Annotated in this window: 18 protein-coding genes; 3 read left to right on the top strand and 15 right to left on the bottom strand. The window is 40.3% G+C overall.

All coding sequences use genetic code 11. The features are described from left to right. Positions 1-699: MTAP family purine nucleoside phosphorylase (locus VMW81_00195; GenBank protein ID HUU49367.1), on the bottom strand; the 699-nt coding region annotated here is incomplete at its 3' end. 120 nt (positions 700-819) lie between these two features. Here VMW81_00195 and VMW81_00190 point away from each other — a divergent pair. Continuing rightward, the gene (locus tag VMW81_00190; GenBank protein HUU49366.1) at positions 820-1,395 is read left to right on the top strand and encodes a flagellar brake protein; all 576 of its coding nucleotides are present in this window, start codon (positions 820-822) and stop codon (positions 1,393-1,395) included. Positions 1,396-1,421: 26 nt separating this feature from the next. Next, complete coding sequence (locus tag VMW81_00185; protein HUU49365.1) at positions 1,422-1,652, top strand: hypothetical protein; 231 nt, start codon at positions 1,422-1,424, stop codon at positions 1,650-1,652. Here VMW81_00185 and mqnC read toward each other — a convergent pair. The 7 genes from mqnC to VMW81_00150 form a co-directional block, all read right to left on the bottom strand. Beyond that, positions 1,612-2,661, bottom strand: coding sequence for a cyclic dehypoxanthinyl futalosine synthase (gene mqnC, locus VMW81_00180; GenBank protein ID HUU49364.1), 1,050 nt, complete (start codon positions 2,659-2,661; stop codon positions 1,612-1,614). The two genes, VMW81_00185 and mqnC, sit on opposite strands and share 41 nt — an antisense overlap. Then, positions 2,654-3,451, bottom strand: a complete 798-nt coding sequence (locus VMW81_00175) for a menaquinone biosynthesis protein (protein HUU49363.1) — start codon at positions 3,449-3,451, stop codon at positions 2,654-2,656. Before VMW81_00175 ends, mqnC begins: the two co-directional genes overlap by 8 nt. Before the next feature lie 46 nt (positions 3,452-3,497). Then, complete coding sequence (gene mqnE, locus VMW81_00170) at positions 3,498-4,592, bottom strand: aminofutalosine synthase MqnE (GenBank protein ID HUU49362.1); 1,095 nt, start codon at positions 4,590-4,592, stop codon at positions 3,498-3,500. Next, the gene (locus VMW81_00165) at positions 4,573-5,439 is read right to left on the bottom strand and encodes a UbiA-like polyprenyltransferase (GenBank protein HUU49361.1); all 867 of its coding nucleotides are present in this window, start codon (positions 5,437-5,439) and stop codon (positions 4,573-4,575) included. Before VMW81_00165 ends, mqnE begins: the two co-directional genes overlap by 20 nt. After that, positions 5,439-6,908 carry a menaquinone biosynthesis decarboxylase gene (locus VMW81_00160; protein ID HUU49360.1) on the bottom strand — a complete coding sequence of 490 codons (1,470 nt, stop codon included), beginning with the start codon at positions 6,906-6,908 and terminating at the stop codon, positions 5,439-5,441. The genes VMW81_00165 and VMW81_00160 overlap by 1 nt, the downstream gene beginning before the upstream one ends. A 129-nt stretch (positions 6,909-7,037) precedes the next feature. Then, the gene (locus VMW81_00155; GenBank protein HUU49359.1) at positions 7,038-8,447 is read right to left on the bottom strand and encodes an HD domain-containing phosphohydrolase; all 1,410 of its coding nucleotides are present in this window, start codon (positions 8,445-8,447) and stop codon (positions 7,038-7,040) included. Further along, a complete protein-coding gene (locus tag VMW81_00150; protein HUU49358.1) occupies positions 8,440-10,530 on the bottom strand; it encodes a HEAT repeat domain-containing protein in 2,091 nt (696 codons plus the stop codon). The genes VMW81_00155 and VMW81_00150 overlap by 8 nt, the downstream gene beginning before the upstream one ends. A 226-nt stretch (positions 10,531-10,756) precedes the next feature. On the opposite strand from VMW81_00150, the gene VMW81_00145 reads away from it, so the two are divergent. After that, positions 10,757-10,933 carry a hypothetical protein gene (locus tag VMW81_00145; protein HUU49357.1) on the top strand — a complete coding sequence of 59 codons (177 nt, stop codon included), beginning with the start codon at positions 10,757-10,759 and terminating at the stop codon, positions 10,931-10,933. 56 nt (positions 10,934-10,989) lie between these two features. Here the strand turns inward: VMW81_00145 and carB are convergent, their stop codons facing one another. The 7 genes from carB to VMW81_00110 form a co-directional block, all read right to left on the bottom strand. Further along, positions 10,990-14,241: a carbamoyl-phosphate synthase large subunit gene (gene carB, locus VMW81_00140; GenBank protein HUU49356.1), complete on the bottom strand. Its 3,252-nt coding sequence runs from the start codon at positions 14,239-14,241 to the stop codon at positions 10,990-10,992. Positions 14,242-14,265: 24 nt separating this feature from the next. Further along, positions 14,266-15,408 carry a glutamine-hydrolyzing carbamoyl-phosphate synthase small subunit gene (gene carA, locus VMW81_00135; protein HUU49355.1) on the bottom strand — a complete coding sequence of 381 codons (1,143 nt, stop codon included), beginning with the start codon at positions 15,406-15,408 and terminating at the stop codon, positions 14,266-14,268. Beyond that, a complete protein-coding gene (locus tag VMW81_00130; protein HUU49354.1) occupies positions 15,389-16,675 on the bottom strand; it encodes a dihydroorotase in 1,287 nt (428 codons plus the stop codon). Before VMW81_00130 ends, carA begins: the two co-directional genes overlap by 20 nt. Next, the gene (locus VMW81_00125) at positions 16,659-17,591 is read right to left on the bottom strand and encodes an aspartate carbamoyltransferase catalytic subunit (protein ID HUU49353.1); all 933 of its coding nucleotides are present in this window, start codon (positions 17,589-17,591) and stop codon (positions 16,659-16,661) included. The genes VMW81_00130 and VMW81_00125 overlap by 17 nt, the downstream gene beginning before the upstream one ends. 14 nt (positions 17,592-17,605) lie before the next feature. Then, entirely contained in the window at positions 17,606-18,157 is a 552-nt protein-coding gene (gene pyrR / locus VMW81_00120) for a bifunctional pyr operon transcriptional regulator/uracil phosphoribosyltransferase PyrR (GenBank protein HUU49352.1), read from the bottom strand. A gap of 263 nt (positions 18,158-18,420) precedes the next feature. Further along, positions 18,421-19,524: a peptidylprolyl isomerase gene (locus tag VMW81_00115; protein HUU49351.1), complete on the bottom strand. Its 1,104-nt coding sequence runs from the start codon at positions 19,522-19,524 to the stop codon at positions 18,421-18,423. Further along, positions 19,505-20,489: peptidyl-prolyl cis-trans isomerase (locus VMW81_00110; protein HUU49350.1), on the bottom strand; the 985-nt coding region annotated here is incomplete at its 5' end. The genes VMW81_00115 and VMW81_00110, both read right to left, overlap by 20 nt.

Genomic DNA, 20,489 nt, shown 5'->3' with positions numbered 1-20,489 from the left:
TTCTGTCTGCATCCCTTCAAATAAGCTCCCCTTTTTAAAGGACCTTTTTTTAACCCCTTCAGCGAAATTTGTCAAATAGCATAGAGAGGCATAACAGATCTCTAACTCTCTTGCAAGAAATGCCTCAGGAACCAGTGTCATCCCCACCACATCCCCGCCTATTATTTTAAATTTCTTTATCTCAGAAGGGGTCTCAAGCCTTGGCCCCTGGGTGCAAACATAAACGCCCGATTCCTGAAATTGCAGGTTTAATTTCTTTAATGTTTTTTTAAGGCCATATCGAATTTCAGGACAGAAGGGCTCTTTTTGCCTGATAAAGCCAAGACCCGTATCTTTAAAAAAGGTGCTTTCTCTCCCCTTTGTCTCATCAATAAGGTCGTGAGGGAGGAGATACTCGCCAATTTTAAATGATCTGTTTATTATGCCTGGTCCTGACCAGGAGATAATTCTTTCCACGCCTACCTCTTTTAGTGCCCAGATATTTGCCCTATAATTAACAAAAGGGGCAGAGAGAGAGTATCCCTTTTCACCATGTCTCGATAAAAATATAAAATTCACCCCTTTAAAATCATAGAGGTGAAGCAATACGCCCTTACCAAAAGGGGTATGAATAATCTTCTTTTCCTTTAAAATCCCGAGCCTCTCTTTTAATAATTGATAAGCTCCGCTCCCCCCTATCACTCCAATTTTTTCTCTCATGACCATTCCCCATAACAATATGTATTTTTTAAATTTAACAGGATATAAAAAGTGGGTCAAGAAAATACCGAAATAGGCCGATAAGAAAACAGGGGAATATTAATGTTCAAGGGAAACAGAATGAAGGAAATCTTAAAAATCAAAGACTACTTCAAGGTAGGGCTGCCCCTGTCTCTCCATGAAGAGATTGCGGATAAAACAACATATTATCAGACAGAGCTCATTGGATGGAAAAGAAATCAATTTTTAGTCGCTGATAGTCCCCTATTAGACGGAAGGCCTGTTAAAATTTCTAAAGGCATCGCCTATATTGGACACTTTCAAATCTTAAGAACCGTATATGGCTTTGAGACATCTGTGTTGGATATAGGTTCAAAACCCTTTCCAATAATCTTCTTAACATATCCTGAAGTTATTAAAGAAATGTACCTTAGGAGGCACAAAAGGGCAAAGATAAATGTCCCTGCCTCTATCTACAGTATTGTCACAAGGACAGGGGATATAATGGACTTAAGTGAGGGAGGGTGCCTTATGGCAACAGAGTATTATTATGAAGTCGGCGCCGAGTTCTACCTCTCTTTTCAGCTTCCTAAGGGACCAACAATAGAGCATATAAAGGCCATTGTCAGAAATGTAAGAAGGTCTCAAAGCAAGATACTTCTCGGTATAGAATTTGCAGAAATATTAAAAAAGTAACAGGCATAATTTGGGGAGAGATGATTATGAAAAAATGCCCGAGCTTTAAAGAATGTCATGTAAGGTCTGGGCGTGATTCTCAATGTAGTTGGTTCCCCGAAGGATACTGCACCTTTCCCCATCCTGCTTCAAAAAGCTCGCATAAGACCAAGATAAATATTACAAGCAGGATAAAAGAATCTTTTAGATTGACTGTGAAAAGGGGTTGGAAAAGTCCTACAGCAGATTATAAAGAGTATCTCTTCTTCGGGGTATAAGGCCTATATCTTCAATAAGCCGACAGATTTGAGCCTCTGTCATCTGGAAAGAGACCCCTGCTGCCCTGACCACGTTCTCCTCTAACATCGTACTTCCCATATCATTGGCGCCAAAGAAGAGTGCAATTTGAGCTATTTTATCTCCCTGTGTAACCCATGATGCCTGAATATTCTCAAAATTTTCAAGGGCTATCCTTGATATGGCCAGAGTCCTCAAATAGTCATAACTACTCACCGAAGCTCTTTTTAATTGAGTGTTCTTCGGCTGAAAGGTCCAAGGGATAAATGCTGTAAATCCTCCGGTTTCATCCTGCAGTTCTCTAATCTTTAATAGATGAACCACCCTGTCTTCAAGGGTTTCAATATGACCAAACATCATTGTTGCGGTCGTCCTCAAACCAATTTTGTGGGCCAATCTCATTACATTTATCCAATCATCAGCAGTGCATTTATTGGGGCTTATCCTTTTCCTGATTTTATTAGAGAGAATCTCCGCACCCCCTCCGGGGATTGAACCTAATCCAGCGTCTTTGAGCCTTACTATAACATCCTCTATGGAAAGACTTGAGATATTTGCAATATGGACGATCTCTGGTGGAGAAAAGGCATGAATATGGATATCAAATCTTGCTTTAATTTCCCTAACAAGGTCTTCATAGAAATCCAAAGAATGGTCTGGATGGAGGCCGCCCTGCATCAGGATTTGACAGCCACCTTTTGATATTAATTCGTCAATCTTCTTAAAAATCTCTTCCTTAGCCAAGGTGTAAGATTCAGGGTCATCCTTTTTCCTGTAAAAAGCACAAAATTTACATCCTGAAACGCAAATATTGGAATAGTTGATATTTCTATCGATGATATATGTAATCATATTATGGGAATGCTTTCTCTGTTTTACTTGGCTTGCTATATTCGCTAAAGATAAAAGATCGAGTTGAAAAAGCCCAAAAATCTCATCTTGAGAAAGCCTCTTCCCTTTTAATACCTTTTCTAATAAAAGATTATTCATAAAATCGAAGCTCCGGCACCCTTTCTAAATAACCCTCTTTATTTGCCAAAGAGTAAAAGGCCAAAAGCCCTTCCAGTTCTTTCTCTCCCAGCTCATAATAGACCCTCTTCTCAAAATAGTCCCTGCATAGCTCCGAAGAAATACCCAGTTTCTTTGATTCTTCATCAATGATCCGATCTATTCGAGAAAGCCCCATATCTCTTGCCTTAAACAATACATCCACCTGATCTCCCAAGGAAAAAGAAGGCCGAACTAATAATAAGGCATGAACAAAGGGCAATCCAAAAAACTTATACCACTCTTCACCAAGGTCATAGACGATAAATCCTCCTTTTTCAGCCATAAGAGCATTATCACCTATGATTAACGCCGCATCAGCAACCCCCATCATCTTCTGAAAATCTGGTGGCATAGAAATCAATTCAGGTGTGACACCATATTTTTTTAAAAGGATTTTAATCATGACCACAGATGTCCTCGAACTGATATCCAAGGCGATCTTTCCTATTTTTTCAAATCTCACCCTGCTTATCAAAACAACGCTTTTTACTGACATGTAAGAAGAAATCGATATGCCCGGTATGATCAGACAATCCTTAATTCTTCCATATTCTACTGAGGGAATCCAGCCCAGATCAATCTCTCCTTTTTGCATCATATCAGAGAGCCTTGAGGGCATATCCATAATCAGATTCAGACGATGAGGAATCTCCCCTCGCATAATGGGATCGATGAGGGGCCTTACATTTAAAAAGTTATGGCAACCAAATCTAATAAAACCTTTATTCATAATAGTTTATGAGTTTCTCTGGAAAATACGGTCTGAACAGCTCTTATTAGCAAGCCAATACATTATAAAGGGTGTCTCTTTCTACAGGTGTTCTCCCTGCCTCTTTAATCATCTTGATAAGTTCCTCTTTTGAGATGTACTCCTCAGTCTCGGCACCAGCAGAATGAGTGATTCTCTCCTCAGAAACTGTTCCATCAATATCATCTACACCAAAGGAGAGGGAAATCTGGGCAATCTTTGGACCAACCATAATCCAGAATGCCTTGATATGAGGAAAGTTATCCAGCATAAGGCGGGATATGGCCAGGTGTTTGAGGTCTTGGTGGCCTGTAGTCCTCTTAATATCAGGCATTTCTGTGTTTTTGGGATGAAAGGCCAAAGGGATAAAAGACATAAATCCTTCTGTCTTATCCTGCAATTCCCTCAGTCTCAAAAGATGATCCACCTTCTCCTGAGCGGTCTCTATATGTCCATAAAGCATGGTGGCATTACTCTTAATTCCCAGTCTATGGGCAGTCCCTATAACCTCAAGCCATCTCTCGCCACTTATCTTTTTGGGACAAACAAGCTCTCTCACTCTTTCGCTAAAAACCTCTGCACCGCCTCCAGGGATAGAGCCTAAACCCACCTCTTTTAGCTTGCCTAGGGTCTCCTCCAAAGAAAGAGAAGAAATACGAGAGAAATAATCGATCTCTACAGCTGTAAAGGCCTGAATGTGTATGTCTGGAAATCTTAAGCTGAGATTTTTTAATATTTCCAGATAGTATTCAAAGGGAAGGTCGGGATGTAATCCCCCAACAACATGAAACTCTTTTGCTCCCTGCTCAACCCCTTTTTCTGCCTTCTTGAGTATCTCATCCATGGATAATTCATAGGCACCCTTATCCCCCCGCTCTTTTCCAAAGGCACAGAATCTACAGAGATTTACACATATATTTGTGGGATTGATGTGTCGATTATTAACAAAATAGGCTCTATTTTCGTTCTTTCTTTCCCTGACAATGTTAGCAAGATAACCCAAGCCCAAAAGATCAGGAGATTTAAAGAGCAAAACTCCGTCTTCAAAAGAAAGACGTCTTTCCTCTCTCACCTTATCAGCTATCTTTAATAATGCTTTGTCACTAAATAAAAAATCTTCCATAGAGGATATCAAAAAGGGTAAAAAACATGAGAAAAAGGCTTACCGCACCATTTATGGTAAAAAAGGCCGTATTAACTCTCGATAGGTCAGAAGGCTTTATAATTCGGTGTTCATATATCAAGAGAAGGCTAATCATCAACCATCCAACAAGATAGATATGTCTCAAATCAGCTATAAATATCAAGAGAGCTAATGTTATGATGACAATCATATGGAGGAAATATGAGAAACGAAGGGAAAAGGAAATGCCAAATCTCTCTGGAAAAGAGAAGAGTTTCTGTTCTTTATCAAATTCTACATCCTGACAGGCATAAATGATATCAAATCCCGCGGTCCATAAAAGAACGGAGAGTCCAATAATCAGAGAGGCAAGGGAAATCTCCTCCCTTATGGCAATCCATGCACCAACAGGCGCAATCCCAAGAGCCAATCCCAAAAAGAAATGGGAAAATATCGTAAATCTCTTGGTAAAGGAGTAGAAGAATAAAATAAAGAGAGCGAGGGGCGAGAGATAAAAAGCCAAGGTGTTTAAGTTAAAACATGCCAGCTCGAAAATAAGGATCGAAATAAAAATAAAGATGGTATATTGGGATTTTTTAAGTTTTCCAGAAGGAATGGCCCAGTTCCTTGTTCTGATATTTACTTTATCAAATTTTGCATCAACAACCCGATTAAAGGACATCGCAGCGCTCCGAGCCCCTCCCATGGCCACTAATATCCAGAACAATTTATCCAAAAGCGGAATACCGCCTGCTGCAATAAATGCGCTCATAAGGGCAAAGGGGAGGGCAAAGAGGGTGTGCTCAAACTTTATATCCTCTAAGATGACAGAGAGTTTTCTATACATCAAAGATTTTCCTTTTTTTCTTGAGAATCAAAACCATACTCCTTCCATCTCTTCTCTACAAGCTCGATAATATCTTTGGACATCTCAATCTCGCTAGGCCACTTTCTATTAAACCCCTCTTCTTTCCATTTTTTTGTGGCATCAATTCCCATCTTTGATCCTACAGTTGGAAGAGGTGATGCGTGATCAAGAACATCTACAGGCCCATCAGTAAAGGTGATATCTCTTCTGGGATCTATGCTGCTGGTTACCCTCCACAGTACTTCATTAAGGTTATGGATATCAATATCAGCATCGACAATGATAATGGTCTTTGTAAACATCATCTGGCCCATTCCCCAGATATTGTGCATGACCTTTCTGGCATGAAAGGGATATCTCTTATCGATGGAGATGATAGCAAGATTATGAAACACGCCCTCTATAGGAAAGTTGATATCGATAATCTCAGGAATCTGAATCTTTATGAGGGGTAAAAATATTCTCTCTGTTGCTTTTCCCATAAAGGCATCTTCCATGGGTGGCTTTCCAACGATCGTTGAAGGATAGATGGGATCTTTTTTATGGGTGATGCAGGTCAGATGAAACACAGGATAATCATCAGCCAGAGAATAATAGCCCGTATGGTCTCCAAAAGGGCCTTCCCTTCTCATCTCATCTGGCTCTACATATCCCTCAAGAATAATATCAGCATTTGCCGGCACCTCGATATCAATGGTCTCCCCTTTAACGAGCTGAACCTTCTTTTTCCTTAAGAACCCCGCAAACAAGACTTCATCAAGGTTTGGAGGAAGGGGCGCAGTAGCCACATAGGTAAGGGCAGGGTCCCCACCAAGAGCAACAGCAACCTCCATCCTTTTTCCTGCATTCTTATATTCTTGAAAATGCCTTGCGCCATCGTGGTGGATATGCCAGTGCATCCCAGCTGCTTTCTCATCAAAGACCTGCATCCTGTACATCCCCACATTCCTCTTTCCATCTTTGAGGCTTTTGGTGAATACCTGTGGAAGGGTAAGATATCTCCCTCCGTCTTCTGGCCAGCATTTCATAATGGGTAAGATATTTAAGGATGGGTTCTCTTTTATGATGACATCCTTACACTCTCCATTCTTTACTATCTCAGGCGTAAAAGAGGTGAGCTTTGCCGCTCTTGCTAGGGTCTTTATCTTATCAAAAAGTCCTGATGGAATCTCTGTTTCAATAAGAGATTGAATCTCCTTGGCAATCTCTTCTATGTCCCCAACCCCAAGGGCTAGGGCCATCCTCCTTTTCGATCCAAAAGCATTAATGAGTAAAGGGACCTTTGAGCCCACAACCCTTTCAAAGAGAAGGGCAGGGCCAGACCTTTTCACCACCCTATCAGCAATCTCAGTAATCTCTAGCTCAGGGTTAACTGGAACAGAAACCCTCTTTAGCTCCCCTTCTTTTTCTAATCGAGAGACAAATTCTCTTAGGTTCTTAAAAGCCACAAATAACCCCTTCGGATGGAATGAAAAAACAGATTATCGCACCTTTTGATAACAGAGAGGATAATATTTGTCAAGGCAAAAGGGGTAAGCCAAAAAAGGGAGAATGATTATTTCTAAAGAGAGGTAAGGCTAGTTTAATATATATTCAGCATAGCTTATATTATACTCTTTCGGATCAAGGGTCCTTGTTATCGCGCCTAAATACCTTCCTTGCTCATCCTTTCGAGAGAGGTCTTTCACAAAGGGTTTCTCTATTCTTTGCCCTTTGCTGTCAAAAATAATAAGAACCTTTGGCCTTTCAAAAAGGAATTTATTGGACTCCTGTACAAATCCCACCTCTTTTGTATTGAGACTAACAAAAGAGCCGATAGGAAAGGTGCCGACAATATTTAAAAAGACCTTAAGCAAAACGGGATCGAGATCAGAACCAGCGTTTTCTACCATAATAGTAAGTGTCTTGTTTGGCGACTTTGGCTCACGGGAGTAAACCCGGGCTGATGTCATTGCATCATACTGATCCGCTATGGATACAATCTTTGAATAAAGATTCAATTCAGATATATGCTTAACACTCGGATATCCCGAAAGGTCACACTTGATATGGTGTTCTAGGGAAGCCATGGCCATTCTCATAAGCTGTTGATCAACTTTTCTCATTTTGATGATTTCTCTAAAGCCCTCAAAAGGATGCTTTTTCATGATTTTCCATTCGTACTCGTTTAATTTGCCTGGTTTATTGAGAATAGCAACGGGGATGTGGGTCTTTCCGATATCGTGAAAAAGGCCAACGATACCTAGATCTCTCAATGCCTTCCTGCTTAAACCTAACTTCTGGCCAATGGTAACACAAAAGATGCACACATTAACAGAATGGTAATAGGTATACTCATCATAGTCCTTTATTGCAGTCATTCCATAGAGGAGGGGTTCTTCAGCTATGACCAAATCTAAAATCGGTTCAATCGCTCTTTTTGCCTTTTTAAACTCAATTTTTTCATTTGTTTTGATCCGCTCAGCAATGCTCTTCGCACATGAAACAACATTATAATATGCCTTCGTAACACCCTTTTTTTTGTCCACGACTTGCGTCTCTTTCGCCTCATGGAACTCCTCAATCCAGATGTTGTCAACATCTTTAAGGATTGTCTCCATGGATTCCAAAGGATCGCCCGAAGAAGAAGATGCAAGAAGCGCCATGATGAGACTCTGGATGTCTGTTAGGTTGGTATGCTCACCAAAGATAATGCTCCCAAGCCTTCTCTTTTTGAACTCACTTATGAGAAAATCAAAGCTCTGGAGAAGGTTCAATGGAAACTTTACCCTTGAATTATTCAAATAGAAGTACTCTCCGATGAGGTCGATTCTGAGCTCTTTTTCTGAGTTGAGAACAGGGGTAACAAGCTTCATGAATTTCTCGATTGAATCTCTAACAGCCGTGTTGTTGGGATCATGTATCTGTAGATTTCTAAGAAGAATGGACAGATGATTAATGAGGCTTCTTGGCGTTCTGTCTTCCTGTATTTGTGGATTATCAACCATTTTTTATCTTCCTGATTGCTATATTGACATTGGTCCTGAGAAGTTTGTGTCTTGAATTTTTTAATTTATTAAGATAAGGAAGGGCCTCTTTAAATTGTGTATTCCCAAAATAATATGCAATAACCGCCTTTGTATCATTATGCATTGCACCTTTGAAAAGGCTTCTCTTTTTAAAAATTTTTAAAAGAAGATTTTTTATTTCGGGGTCTTTTGTCTTTGACAGAATCTGAAAATATCCTTTTTTATCGCTATAACTCTTATGAGGAAAATCTTTCTCTTGAATCTTTTCTAGGATAATTCTCTTTGATTCTTGAGAATCTATCTCTTCTAAAGATTTGATAGCAAGGGAGCGTATAAAAGGGTCTTCATCCTCCAAGGCCTTCTTAATCGTCTCTAAAGCCTCATTTCCGCTGAGTTTTGCCAGGATTTTAATCGCTTCCCTTCTTATCCTCTTATCGCTGTGCCCTATACACTCCTTGAGACGTCCTAAGGCATCTTTATCCCCAATCTCTCTTAAGATCGAGATAATATTCTTTACAACAAACCAGTTCTCATTGTTAAGACCCTCTGCAAGGGCATCGATATCCTGTTTGCCAAGCACGGTTAAAGCATGAAGAAAGGTCTCTGTAGCTGTGATACTCTTTAAATCGGCCAGCTTTTTTGCTAAGGGAATAATGGCCCTTTTATCAAGAAGGGAAATAAATTTTTCTTTTGTCTCTTCATCGACCTGAACTTCCCTATCAAACATTTGTCCAATCAGATCAATGACTTTTTCTGAACTTAAATGATAAACAATATTCGATAAATGAGGTGAAAAACTATATTTTTCTTCCTTTTTAAGATAGTCTTCCCTTAATCTTTCTAAAAACCTAATTACTATATTAAATTTGCTCGTCTCAATGGTGTAGTTTATAGTATTTTTTATGGCATTTTCTATATCTTTATATTCAGAGGCGTCCTCTGTGGCATGAAAAAGTCCCAGGGCAGTATTCATAAGCCTCTCTGTTTTATCCCTAGAGCTCTTCTCAACCTCCAAAGCAATGTATTGGTAATCTTTATCTGTGAGCGGAGAAATCTCTATGCCAAGAACTTCTTCTCCATCCTCTTCTTTAATTGGTTTTTTTTGAATTTTAAAATCCTTCTCCTCCTGTTCTATATAGGTTTTTTTAAGTTCCGATACAGCCTTTTCTTCAAAATCATCTCCTTCAGAAAGAAAGTTTTCATCAACATAATAGGTAATATGTTGAAATTCCTTCTCCCACATCAATGTAACCAGGTCATTCTCTTCCTTATCTACATCAAAATCAAAAGAGATAATTTTAAGAAAATCTCTTAATTCTTTTAGAGTGAGTCCCTTTTTAAAGGAAAGCTGTCTGATTCCATCCCTAAAAAAGAAGAGGGCGAGGTTACTTTGCCGCTCTGGATTTGTATAGACTTCTTTAGACTTGAAAAATATTTTGTTTTGTTCAATATGGAGTCTCAATACATCCTTTATGTTTAAAAAATCAGAAAGGATTTCATAAAGGTCATTAATGATTTTTGAATGGACGGGATTGTTTTCAGCATACATCCTAAAGACCTTTTTAGCCCTGCCAAGCCTATCAACAAGCTTCTCTATATCCTTTTGCTCATCTCTCGTCATATAGGCTTCATCAACAACATAGCCAATATGCTGAAAGTTCTTCTCCCAAAGAATGGTAACGACATCATCTTCTTTTCTTTCTGAGTCAAAGTCTGTAGAGACGATCTTAACAAACTTCTTTGTTTCTTCCTTGGTGAGCCCCTTTTTAAAGCTAATCTCCCTGATTCCGTCATTAAAAAAGAAGAGGGCGAGGTTGTCCTTTTTCTCTATGCTGGCATAGACCGGTTCAGAATCATATTCTATCCTGTTCCCTTTGATTCCAAAATTCAATTTTTCCTTTAGGGTCAAAATTCGAGAAAATTCCTGATAAATTTCATCGATTATTCTTGAAGAGACCTCTTTTTTTCCGTTATGAATCTCTTGAGAATCTCTGGCTTTAAGGAAAAGATCGATGATATTCTTTGCATAGGCAATGTCTTGTTTTTCTAAGACTTCTCCCATCTGACTCCCCAAAAACTTTATAATTTATCTCCTATATTATCGGTCTATTTTTCTGTTTACTTTAGACATTTTATCTTATTGGATTTAAAAGAGTTAAGAAGGTTTTTCGCTATCTCTGTAAAATTTTTCCAAAAAAAGGGGGGTTGAAGAAAAGTATTGACAGAACCCATGATATCTATTATTTATTTAAAAGAGTCTCTCATTAAATAAGAAAGGAGGATTTTCTATGGCGGAAGTTACAAAAGAGGAGTGTTTGGGTCATGAAAAACATATGTGCCAGCTAGCAAAGGCTGAAGACTTTGATGTTATTAAAAAACTTGCGAAGGGTGCTGAGTTTGTCTGCACAAAGTGCGGAAGGGCCGCTAAAAATGAAGAAAATCTCTGCGCGCCCTCAAGGTGCTAGGACCTATTGATTTTATAGATTCATATAAAGCCCGATTGTATCGGGCTTTAGATTTTTTATGCCTTGCTTAACAAATCCTTTGCCTGATGATACTCTTGCAGGGAAGAAACACTGAGCTTCCCCTCTTTTAGGGCCTTAATGCCATGGGTTGCTGCAAATGCTCCTGGGATGGTGGTGCAATAGGGGATATTGCAAACCAGCGCTGTTCTCCTTATTGAATAGGAATCCCTGAGTGAGCTCTTTCCAATAGGGGTATTGATAACAAGGTTTACCTCACCATTTTTTATCTTATCCACAATATGAGGTCGTCCCTCTTTCACCTTTAGGACAGGTTCTGCAGGAATGCCTGATTGATTGATGGCCGCTGCTGTCCCCCTTGTGGCGATAATCTTAAAGCCTATGGAAAAGAGTTCCTTGGCTAGCCTAACAGCTTGGGGCTTGTCTTTATCTTTAACGCTTAGGAATGCTGTTCCATCTGTTGGGATAGAGCCGTTTGCGCTCAGCTGGGATTTAGCAAAAGCCTTGCCAAAAGAGGAACCGATGCCCATAACCTCTCCAGTAGATTTCATCTCAGGACCCAAAATCGTATCAACCCCAGGAAATTTTATAAAGGGAAGGATAGCCTCTTTTACAGAAAAGTGCTTGGGCCTTTTCTCCTCGATAAAACCGAGTTCCTCTAAGGTCTTTCCGGTCATGACCCTTGCTGCTAGCTTGGCTAAAGGCACACCAATAGCCTTGCTGACAAAGGGTATGGTTCTTGATGCCCTTGGGTTTACCTCAAGGATATAGATGTCCCCATTCCTTATTGCATATTGAATATTGATGAGACCAACAACATTTAGCTCTAAGGCAAGGAGTTTTGTCTGTCTCAATATCTCACTTAGAAGCCCTTCGGATATGGAATAAGAAGGCAGGGAACAGGCGCTGTCTCCAGAATGGATCCCGGCCTCTTCAATATGTTCCATGATGCCTCCGATAACGACCCTTGTTCCATCAGAGATTGCATCGACGTCTATTTCAATAGCATCCTCTAAGAACTTATCGATAAGAACAGGATGGTCAAAAGAAGCCTTCACAGCAAACCTCATATATTTCTCTAACTCTATCTCGTCATATACGATCTCCATCGCCCTTCCGCCCAAGACATAGGAAGGCCTGACAATAATTGGAAATCCAATCTGCCTGGCCACAGGAATGGCACCATCAGTAGAAATGGCTATCCCATTTTTTGGCTGTTTTAAATCGAGCTTTAAAAGAAGCTCTTTAAACCTCTCTCTGTCTTCAGCCCTGTCAATGCTGTCAGGAGAGGTTCCTATAATCTTAACACCCGCTCTTTGAAGCGGAACAGCCAGTTTTAGGGGGGTTTGACCGCCAAACTGCACAATTACTCCATCAGGGCTTTCTACCTCGATGATATTCATGACATCTTCAAAGGTAAGGGGTTCGAAATAGAGCCTGTCTGAGGTATCGTAGTCAGTGCTCACCGTCTCTGGATTGCAGTTAACCATTATGGTCTCAAATCCATCCTCTTTAAGGGCATAGGCTCCGTGAACACAGCAGTAATCAAACTCTATTCCCTGTCCTATCCTGTTAGGACCGCTCCCCAGGATAGCTATCTTTTTTAAATTGCTAGGCATGGCCTCACAGTCTCTCTCATACGTGGAATAGAGGTAGGGCGTATAGGCCTCAAATTCTGCGCCACAGGTATCCACCCTTTTGAATACCGCTTTTATCCCCCTCTCCCTCCTTAAGTCTCTTATTGTCCCCTCTTCAGTAGAAAGAAGTTCTGCCAGCTTTTTATCGGAAAAACCATATTCTTTGGCTTTCTTTAAAAGCTTAAAAGAACTCTCTTCCCTAGAGGCGATTTTAAAGTCTTTTTTCAAGGTCTCCTCTAGTTCAACGATCTCTTTGATATTAAATAAAAACCATCTATCAATCTTTGTCAGCTCAAAGATCTCATCCAATAAAAACCCTTCTCTTATTGCCTCAGCTATGTACCATACCCTCTCCCAGTTAGGGGTCTTTAGCTTTTCGATGATCTGCTTTCGCCTCTCCTCTCCCTTTTCTTCCAGTTCCCTTCTATCCAACCCATAGCTATCTATTTCTAGGGACCGAATCGCTTTTTGCAGGGCCTCTTTAAAGGTCCGGCCAATCGACATCGCTTCTCCTACAGATTTCATCTGGGTTGTCAGGGTCTGATCGGCCTCAGGAAACTTTTCAAAGGCAAACCTTGGAAACTTTACCACGCAATAATCAATGGTGGGTTCAAAGGAAGCGGGTGTTTCTTTTGTTATATCATTCGGTATCTCATCTAAGGTATAGCCGATTGCCAGCTTGGCAGCAAACTTCGCAATAGGAAAGCCTGTAGCCTTTGATGCGAGGGCTGAACTCCTTGATACCCTCGGATTCATCTCAATCACCACCAGCCTTCCGTCCTCTGGATTTACGGCAAACTGGATATTCGAACCCCCTGTTTCTACTTCTATCTCTCGAATGATCTCGATTGCCGCATCACGCATCATCTGATACTCTTTATCCGTAAGTGTCTGGGCTGGCGCCACTGTAATACTATCCCCCGTATGTATTCCCATAGGGTCAAGATTTTCAATGGAACAGACAATCACCACATTGTCTTTAAGATCCCGCATCACCTCAAGCTCATACTCTTTCCATCCCAAAACAGACTGTTCAATGAGTATCTCGTGCCTCGGGCTGGCACTAAGCCCCCATTCTATATGCTCCTCATACTCTTCCCCATTATAGGCCACATTTCCTCCTGTCCCCCCCAATGTAAAAGAAGGCCTGATAATAGCAGGGAAGCCTATCTCTTTTATTATTTCCCATGCCTCTTTTTTTGAATGGGCATATCCGCTCTTTGGCAGGTCAAGTCCTATTTTATCCATGGCCCTTTTAAACAGATCCCTATCCTCAGCCTTTTTGATGGCATCCAGCTTGGCCCCGATTAGCTCTACTTTGTACCTCTCTAAAACTCCTCCCTCTGCAAGGGCTACAGCAAGATTGAGGCCTGTCTGTCCCCCCATTGTTGGAAGCAGGGCATCGGGTCTTTCTTTATCAATAATCTTCTCAATAACATCAGGTATAAGCGGTTCGATATAGGTAGAGTGGGCCATCTCTGGGTCTGTCATAATGGTTGCAGGGTTGCTGTTTGCCAATACAACCCTGTACCCTTCTTCTCTTAAGGCTTTGCAGGCCTGTGTTCCAGAATAATCGAACTCACACGCCTGGCCAATCACAATCGGTCCTGAGCCAATGAGCAGTATGCTTTTTATATCTTTTCTCTTTGGCAAGCCCTTATTCCTTATTAAGAGAGGTTATTTCTTGCTCTTCCTCATGCTCTCCATAAAACGCTTGAATAGATAGGAGGCATCATGAGGACCGGGCGAGGCTTCTGGATGGTACTGAACAGAAAATATGGGTAGCTCTTGATGCATGAGCCCCTCAACGGTTCTGTCGTTTAGATTGATATGGGTTATTCTAATATCGTCTGGCAGGCTTTCTGAATCTACAGCAAATCCATGATTTTGCGAGGTAATCTCTACCTTTTCAGTGCTTAAGTCCATCACAGGTTGATTGCCACCCCTGTGTCCAAATTTTAACTTAAAGGTTTTCCCCAAAAAAGCCAATCCCAGAATCTGATGTCCAAGGCAGATACCAAAAATCGGTTTTTTCTCTAAAAGCTTTTTTACATTTTGCGCTACATACGGAACGCCTTCAGGATCTCCTGGGCCATTGGAGAGGAGTATGCCATCCGGATTGAGTTCTAATACCTTCTCTGCCTCTGTGTCTGCCGGAACGACGGTAACATTACATCCAGCCTCAACCAGTTTCCTCAATATATTGTATTTGATTCCCAGGTCATAGGCGACCACATTAAATCTCTCCTTGTTATCTTCTAAAGGAGAGAATTCTTTATAGCCCTTTTTTAGAGACCATTCCCCTTGGCTCCATTGATATCCCTTTTTGCATGTAACCTCTTTGACCAGATCCCTTCCAATAAGCCCAGGAGACTTTTTGGCTTTTCTAAGAAGGCTCTTGCTGTCAAGGTCTTCTGAAGAGACAATACCCTCTTGGGCTCCTACATCCCTTATATGTCTTGTTAAGCTCCTTGTGTCGATACCTTCGATACCCACAATATTATTTTCTTTAAGATATTCATCCAATGTCTTTTTGGAGCGCCAATTACTCGGATAGAGGCTGTTCTCTTTAACAACAAACCCCTCAACCTGGGGCATGATTGACTCATGGTCCTCCTCGTTTGCTCCATAGTTTCCTATCAAGGGATAGGTCATGGTAACGATCTGTCCCTTATAGGATGGGTCTGTCATGATTTCCTGATAGCCCGTCATGCTTGTATTGAAGACGACTTCTCCAACAGCCTCGCCCCTGGCCCCAAAACTCCTTCCTTCGAACACAGTACCGTCAGCCAAAACAAGCTTAGCCTTTTTCTGCTCTATCAAATACGATCCTCCCTCCTACGATTGTTTTTTCCACAACCCCCTTTAATCTCCAGCCATCAAAAGGGGAGTTCTTACTCTTTGATCTAAATTTTTTAATATCGATGCGTTCCTCTTTTTCTAGGTCTATGATAGTAATATCAGCATCTTTCCCGATTCCTAAGCTCCCCTTGTTCAGATTAAGAAGCCTGGAAGGGTTGATGGTAAGCCTAGCTATTGCCTCTTTTAGGGAAATAACCTTTTCATGGACCAGCCTAAGTGTCAGGGGCAGTGTGGTCTCCAAGCCGATAATCCCAAAAGAAGCGTGGTCAAATTCTACCTCTTTTGATGTAATCTCATGTGGGGCATGATCGCTAGCAATGATATCTATTGTCCCGTCCCTGAGTCCATGCAGTAATGCTTCTCTGTTTTCCTCTGTCCTCAGAGGAGGGTTCATTTTGTAATTTGTATCATACTCCTTTAGATAATCCTCTGTTAATGTAAAGTGGTGGGGGGTTACCTCACAAGTAACATCAATGCCTCGCTCTTTGGCCTCTTTTATATATCTCAATGAACCTTTTGTGCTTATATGGGCGATGTGGAGTTTTCCCTTGGTTAGCCCTGCTAAGGCTATGTCCCTCGCCACCATAACCTCTTCTGCAGCTTCCGGAATGCCCTTCAGACCTAATAAGGTTGAAAAATAGCCTTCATTCATTACCCCCTCAGCGGAAAGAAAAAGATCCTCGCAATGGGATATAACAGGAAGGTTAAACATCTTTGTATATTCTAAGATCCTTCTCATTACTTCGCTATTCATCACAGGCCTTCCATCGTCGGATACCGCCACAACGCCTGCTTCCTTCAATTCTCCTATCTCAGCAAGCTCCTCGCCCTTCTGTCCCTTTGTTGCTGCTCCCACAGGATATACGTTGACAGTCCCTCCGTTTCTTGCTTGAGCGATGATAAAATCTGTCACCGATTTATTATCGTTTACTGGCATGGTATTGGGCATACATGCTATCGAGGTAAATCCTCCGGCAGCCGCCGCTTCTGTGCCTGTCTTAATCGTTTCCTTATATTCATATCCAGGCTCTCTAAGGTGGGTATGGACATCAATAAGACCTGGAACCACCAACTTTCCCTTGGCATCAATCACCTCTATTTCCTCTTTAGCTGAGAGGTTTTTTTCTATGGAATTTATTTTGCCATCCTTTATTAAAATATCCATCGTATCATCTGTTTTGCTTGCAGGATCTAAAACCCTTCCTTTTTTAATCAATAGCATCATCATCACTCCTTCCGGACAGTAAATATAATATAGCCATTCTAACCACCACTCCATTTGACACCTGATTGAGTATAATAGAATAAGGTCCATCCGCCACCTCTGGATCTATCTCTACTCCTCTGTTTAGAGGCCCGGGATGCATAATCAGAACATCCTCTTTAGCCATTTTTAATCTCTCAGGGTTGAGGCAAAAAAATCTAGAATACTCCCTGATAGACGGGAAGAGATTGTTTGTCTGTCTTTCAAGCTGTATCCTTAACATCATAATGACATCCACGTCTTTGATGGCTTCTTCCATAAAATTAAATACCTTAACCCCAAATCTCTCGAGATATGGAGGAATCATCGTTGAGGGAGCTGCAACCGACACCTTCATTCCCAGCTTTAACATTGCATGGAAATTTGACCGCGCTACCCTGCTATGGGAAATATCTCCGATAATAGCCACCTTAAGCCCCTCAAGCCTCCCCCTTTTTTCTCTAATTGTAAAGAGGTCTAAAAGCGCTTGGGTTGGGTGTTCGCAGGCGCCATCCCCTGCATTAATAATGGAGCAATCCATAATGTTTGCCAAAAAAAGGGGTGTGCCTGGGCAAGGGTGTCTGATAACCAAAATGTCAGGATTCATGGCCTCTAAGTTTTTCGCCATATCCTTTAGGGTCTCTCCTTTAAACAAGCTGCTCCCAGATGCAGAGATATTAATTACGTCTGCGCTTAAACGTTTTCCGGCTATCTCAAAAGAGGTTCTTGTCCTTGTGCTCGGCTCGTAGAAAAAGTTGATCAATGTCTTTCCGCGAAGTGTCGGAACCTTTTTAATCTCTCTTTTGGATATTTCCCTGAAAGATTCTGCTGTATCTAGGATAAATAGAATCTCTTTTTTATCTAGCCCTTGAATTCCAAGAAGGTGTTTTCTTTTCATGACTTATATTCCTCTCATTCTTGAATCTGCTCCTCTATAATAACTTTCTCATCACCATCCTTATCTTTTAACATTACCTTAACAGACTCTCTTCTAGAGGTGGGTAGATTTTTCCCTACATAATCTGCCCTAATAGGAAGCTCCCTGTGGCCCCTATCTATTAAAACAGCAAGTTGAATACCGCTTGGCCTTCCAAAGTCTATTAAGGCATTGAGTGCAGCCCTTATGCTTCTTCCCGTATAGAGAACGTCATCGACGAGAATCACTCTTTTATCTTTCAATGAAAAAGGAATCTCTGTCTTTCTAACAATATGCTGGGGAATCTCTCTGTGTAAATCGTCTCTGTATAATGTAACGTCAATAATTCCTGCGGGAATATCCTCTCCTTCAATCTGTTTAATCTTTGACCTTATTCTCTCAGCCAGATAGACCCCTCTTGTTCTAATCCCTATCAACACGAGGTTTTTACACCCTTTGTTCCGTTCTAATATCTCATGAGATATCCTCGTTAAGGCTCTATTGATCTCTTTTTCATTCATTACTTCAGCCATATCTTCCCCTCTTATACTCTTTGATTTAGTTTATATCATGCATTAAGAATAAGGCACAAAAAAACCTCCCTACTATTGTAAGGAGGTAATTTGTAATTTTTTGATTTTTCTTATTTAATTTTTTCGATCTCTTCATTCTCCATCCCTTAATAGTCTCTCAGGACTATTTTAAAGAGTGGTTTAGTGCTCTTTTACTTAACGAATTTCCTTTTCTGTAATAAATTATACCTTTCTGAATAATTTTGCAAGCTTTTATTTATGATTTTTTAAAATTTTTTCTATAAAAACCTCTCGATTACAGCTCCCTTTTTCAGCCCCTCCATCCATTGGTCATATTTGGCCTTGATTTTTTCTTTAAATAACTCTCTTTCAATCTCTTCCCCAACTTCATCTAAAGGTTTGGCAGCATCAAACATCCTTTTTTCTATTTTAATTATATGAATCCCTTGCTCAGTCTTTATTAAATCACTTACCTCTCCTTCGTTTAAAGTAAAGGCCGCTTTCTCAATTGCTGGGATCATCTCTCCTTTTTTGAATCCTCCAATATATCCTCCCTTGTCTGCCAAGGGGCCCTCTGAATATCTGCGTGCCATCTCGGTGAAATCTGCCCCTTCTCGAATCTTCTTAAGAATATCTCTTGCTTTTGCTTCCTTTTCATCTCTTTGGGGGTCACTAGCATTGGTGTCATTCAAAAATAATATCTGTCTTATCTCCACCTCTGCTGGCTTTGTAAACTTATTTATATGCTCATTATAATATTCTCTTATCTCCTCTTCAGTTACCACTACGTTTGACCGGACCTCGGCATTAAAAACCCTTGTTATAAGAATCTGCTCTTTTAAACGCTCTCTATAGTCCTCTATGGACAATCCCTCTTCTTTTAGAAGTCTCTTCAGATCCTCATCCGATATGGAATTTCTTTTCTTAACATCTTCTACAGCATTATCTATTTCCTTTTCAGCAACATAAATCCCTCTTTTTTCAGCTCTTTGTAACTGAAGCTTGTTCTCGATTAATTTTTCTAAAAACTCCTTTTCAGTCTCTTTTATTTTAACCTCTTTTTCATGACCCGAATATGTCTCTCTAATCTCCTGCAAAAGGGGTAGGCTCATCTCTTGAATCTCACTTAAGGTAATGATATCATTATTGACCTTTCCAGCAACTCTATCTACTGTTTTTCCATATAAGGGTTCTTTATATTCAATTTTTTTTTCAATACTTCTATGAGAAATTTTTGGTCCTGAAGTTTTACTCGCAGTGTTTTTTGAGGAAGAACAGCCAACTATCCACAAGGTTCCCAGTAGACAGAAGAGAAAGGTCTTTAATAATTCGGCTTTTTTGAGTTTTAATTTCATAATATGATTAGGAAAGCAATTTTTCATTAATTGTAATGGTTGCTTTTTCTTTTAAGCCCTTAACCCAGATTCGAAATCTCTCATTCTGTTTCTGCATCATGAGTTTCTTCTTAATCTTTTCGCTAGCTGATGACAATCTCTTCACGCCACCCTTTCTTTTATCTATAACCTTAAAAATATGAAATCCGTATGGAGTTATTACAATATTACTGATCTCTCCCTTTTTGAGTTTAAAAACAGTATTATCAAACTCCTCTGGCATCTCTCCTTTGCTAAAAAATCCTAAATCTCCCCCTTCCAATGCATCAGGACTAATCGATTTCTCCTGTGCTAACTTTTTAAAATCTTTGCCTGAAGAAAGCTCTTCGAGAACCTTATAAGCCTCTTCCTCCTTTTCAACAACAATCTGTAGTGCTCTAATCTGATCTGGCTGATGAAACTCTTCTTTATGCTGATTGTAGTATTCTTGAATCTCCTTATCAGTCACGACGATTTTGCTATTTATCTCTTGATATATTAATTTGTCTATCATCAAGTCCTCTTTTACTCTTAGCTTCCATCCCTTAAAATTAACGTTTTCTCTCTCTAGAGTCCTGTCAAGCTCTTTTTGTGAGTAATCCGTGAGTAAGCTTTTTACTCTACTTTCGACCTCATCTGAAGAAGCCTCTACTCCAAGCCTAATGGCTTCTTGCAGAATAACCTCTCTTTCTATCATTTTATTTAATATCTCCCTTTTTAAGTCAAAAATTTGCTTGTCATCCGTGACGCTCTTTATGGGCTTTAAAAAACCGATTTTTGCCTGAAGCTCTTCTAGGTATATCTTTTTGTTATTAATCGTAGCAACCACCTCTTTACCGGTGTTTTTTGATGGCTCTCCACAATTTATCATTATCAAGAATATAATCGCCGCGAAGAAATAACTTTTGATTAAAGAAAGAGAGGGCATCTTTTTGATCTTGGTTTTATTTTTATCCATTTTTTTTGATAATACC

It is taken from the genome of Nitrospinota bacterium, from assembly GCA_035528715.1.
Classification (GTDB): domain Bacteria; phylum JADFOP01; class JADFOP01; order DATKYB01; family DATKYB01; genus DATKYB01.
Note: the sequence above shows the minus strand (reverse complement) of the source record. Positions and strands in the feature narration are given on the sequence as shown.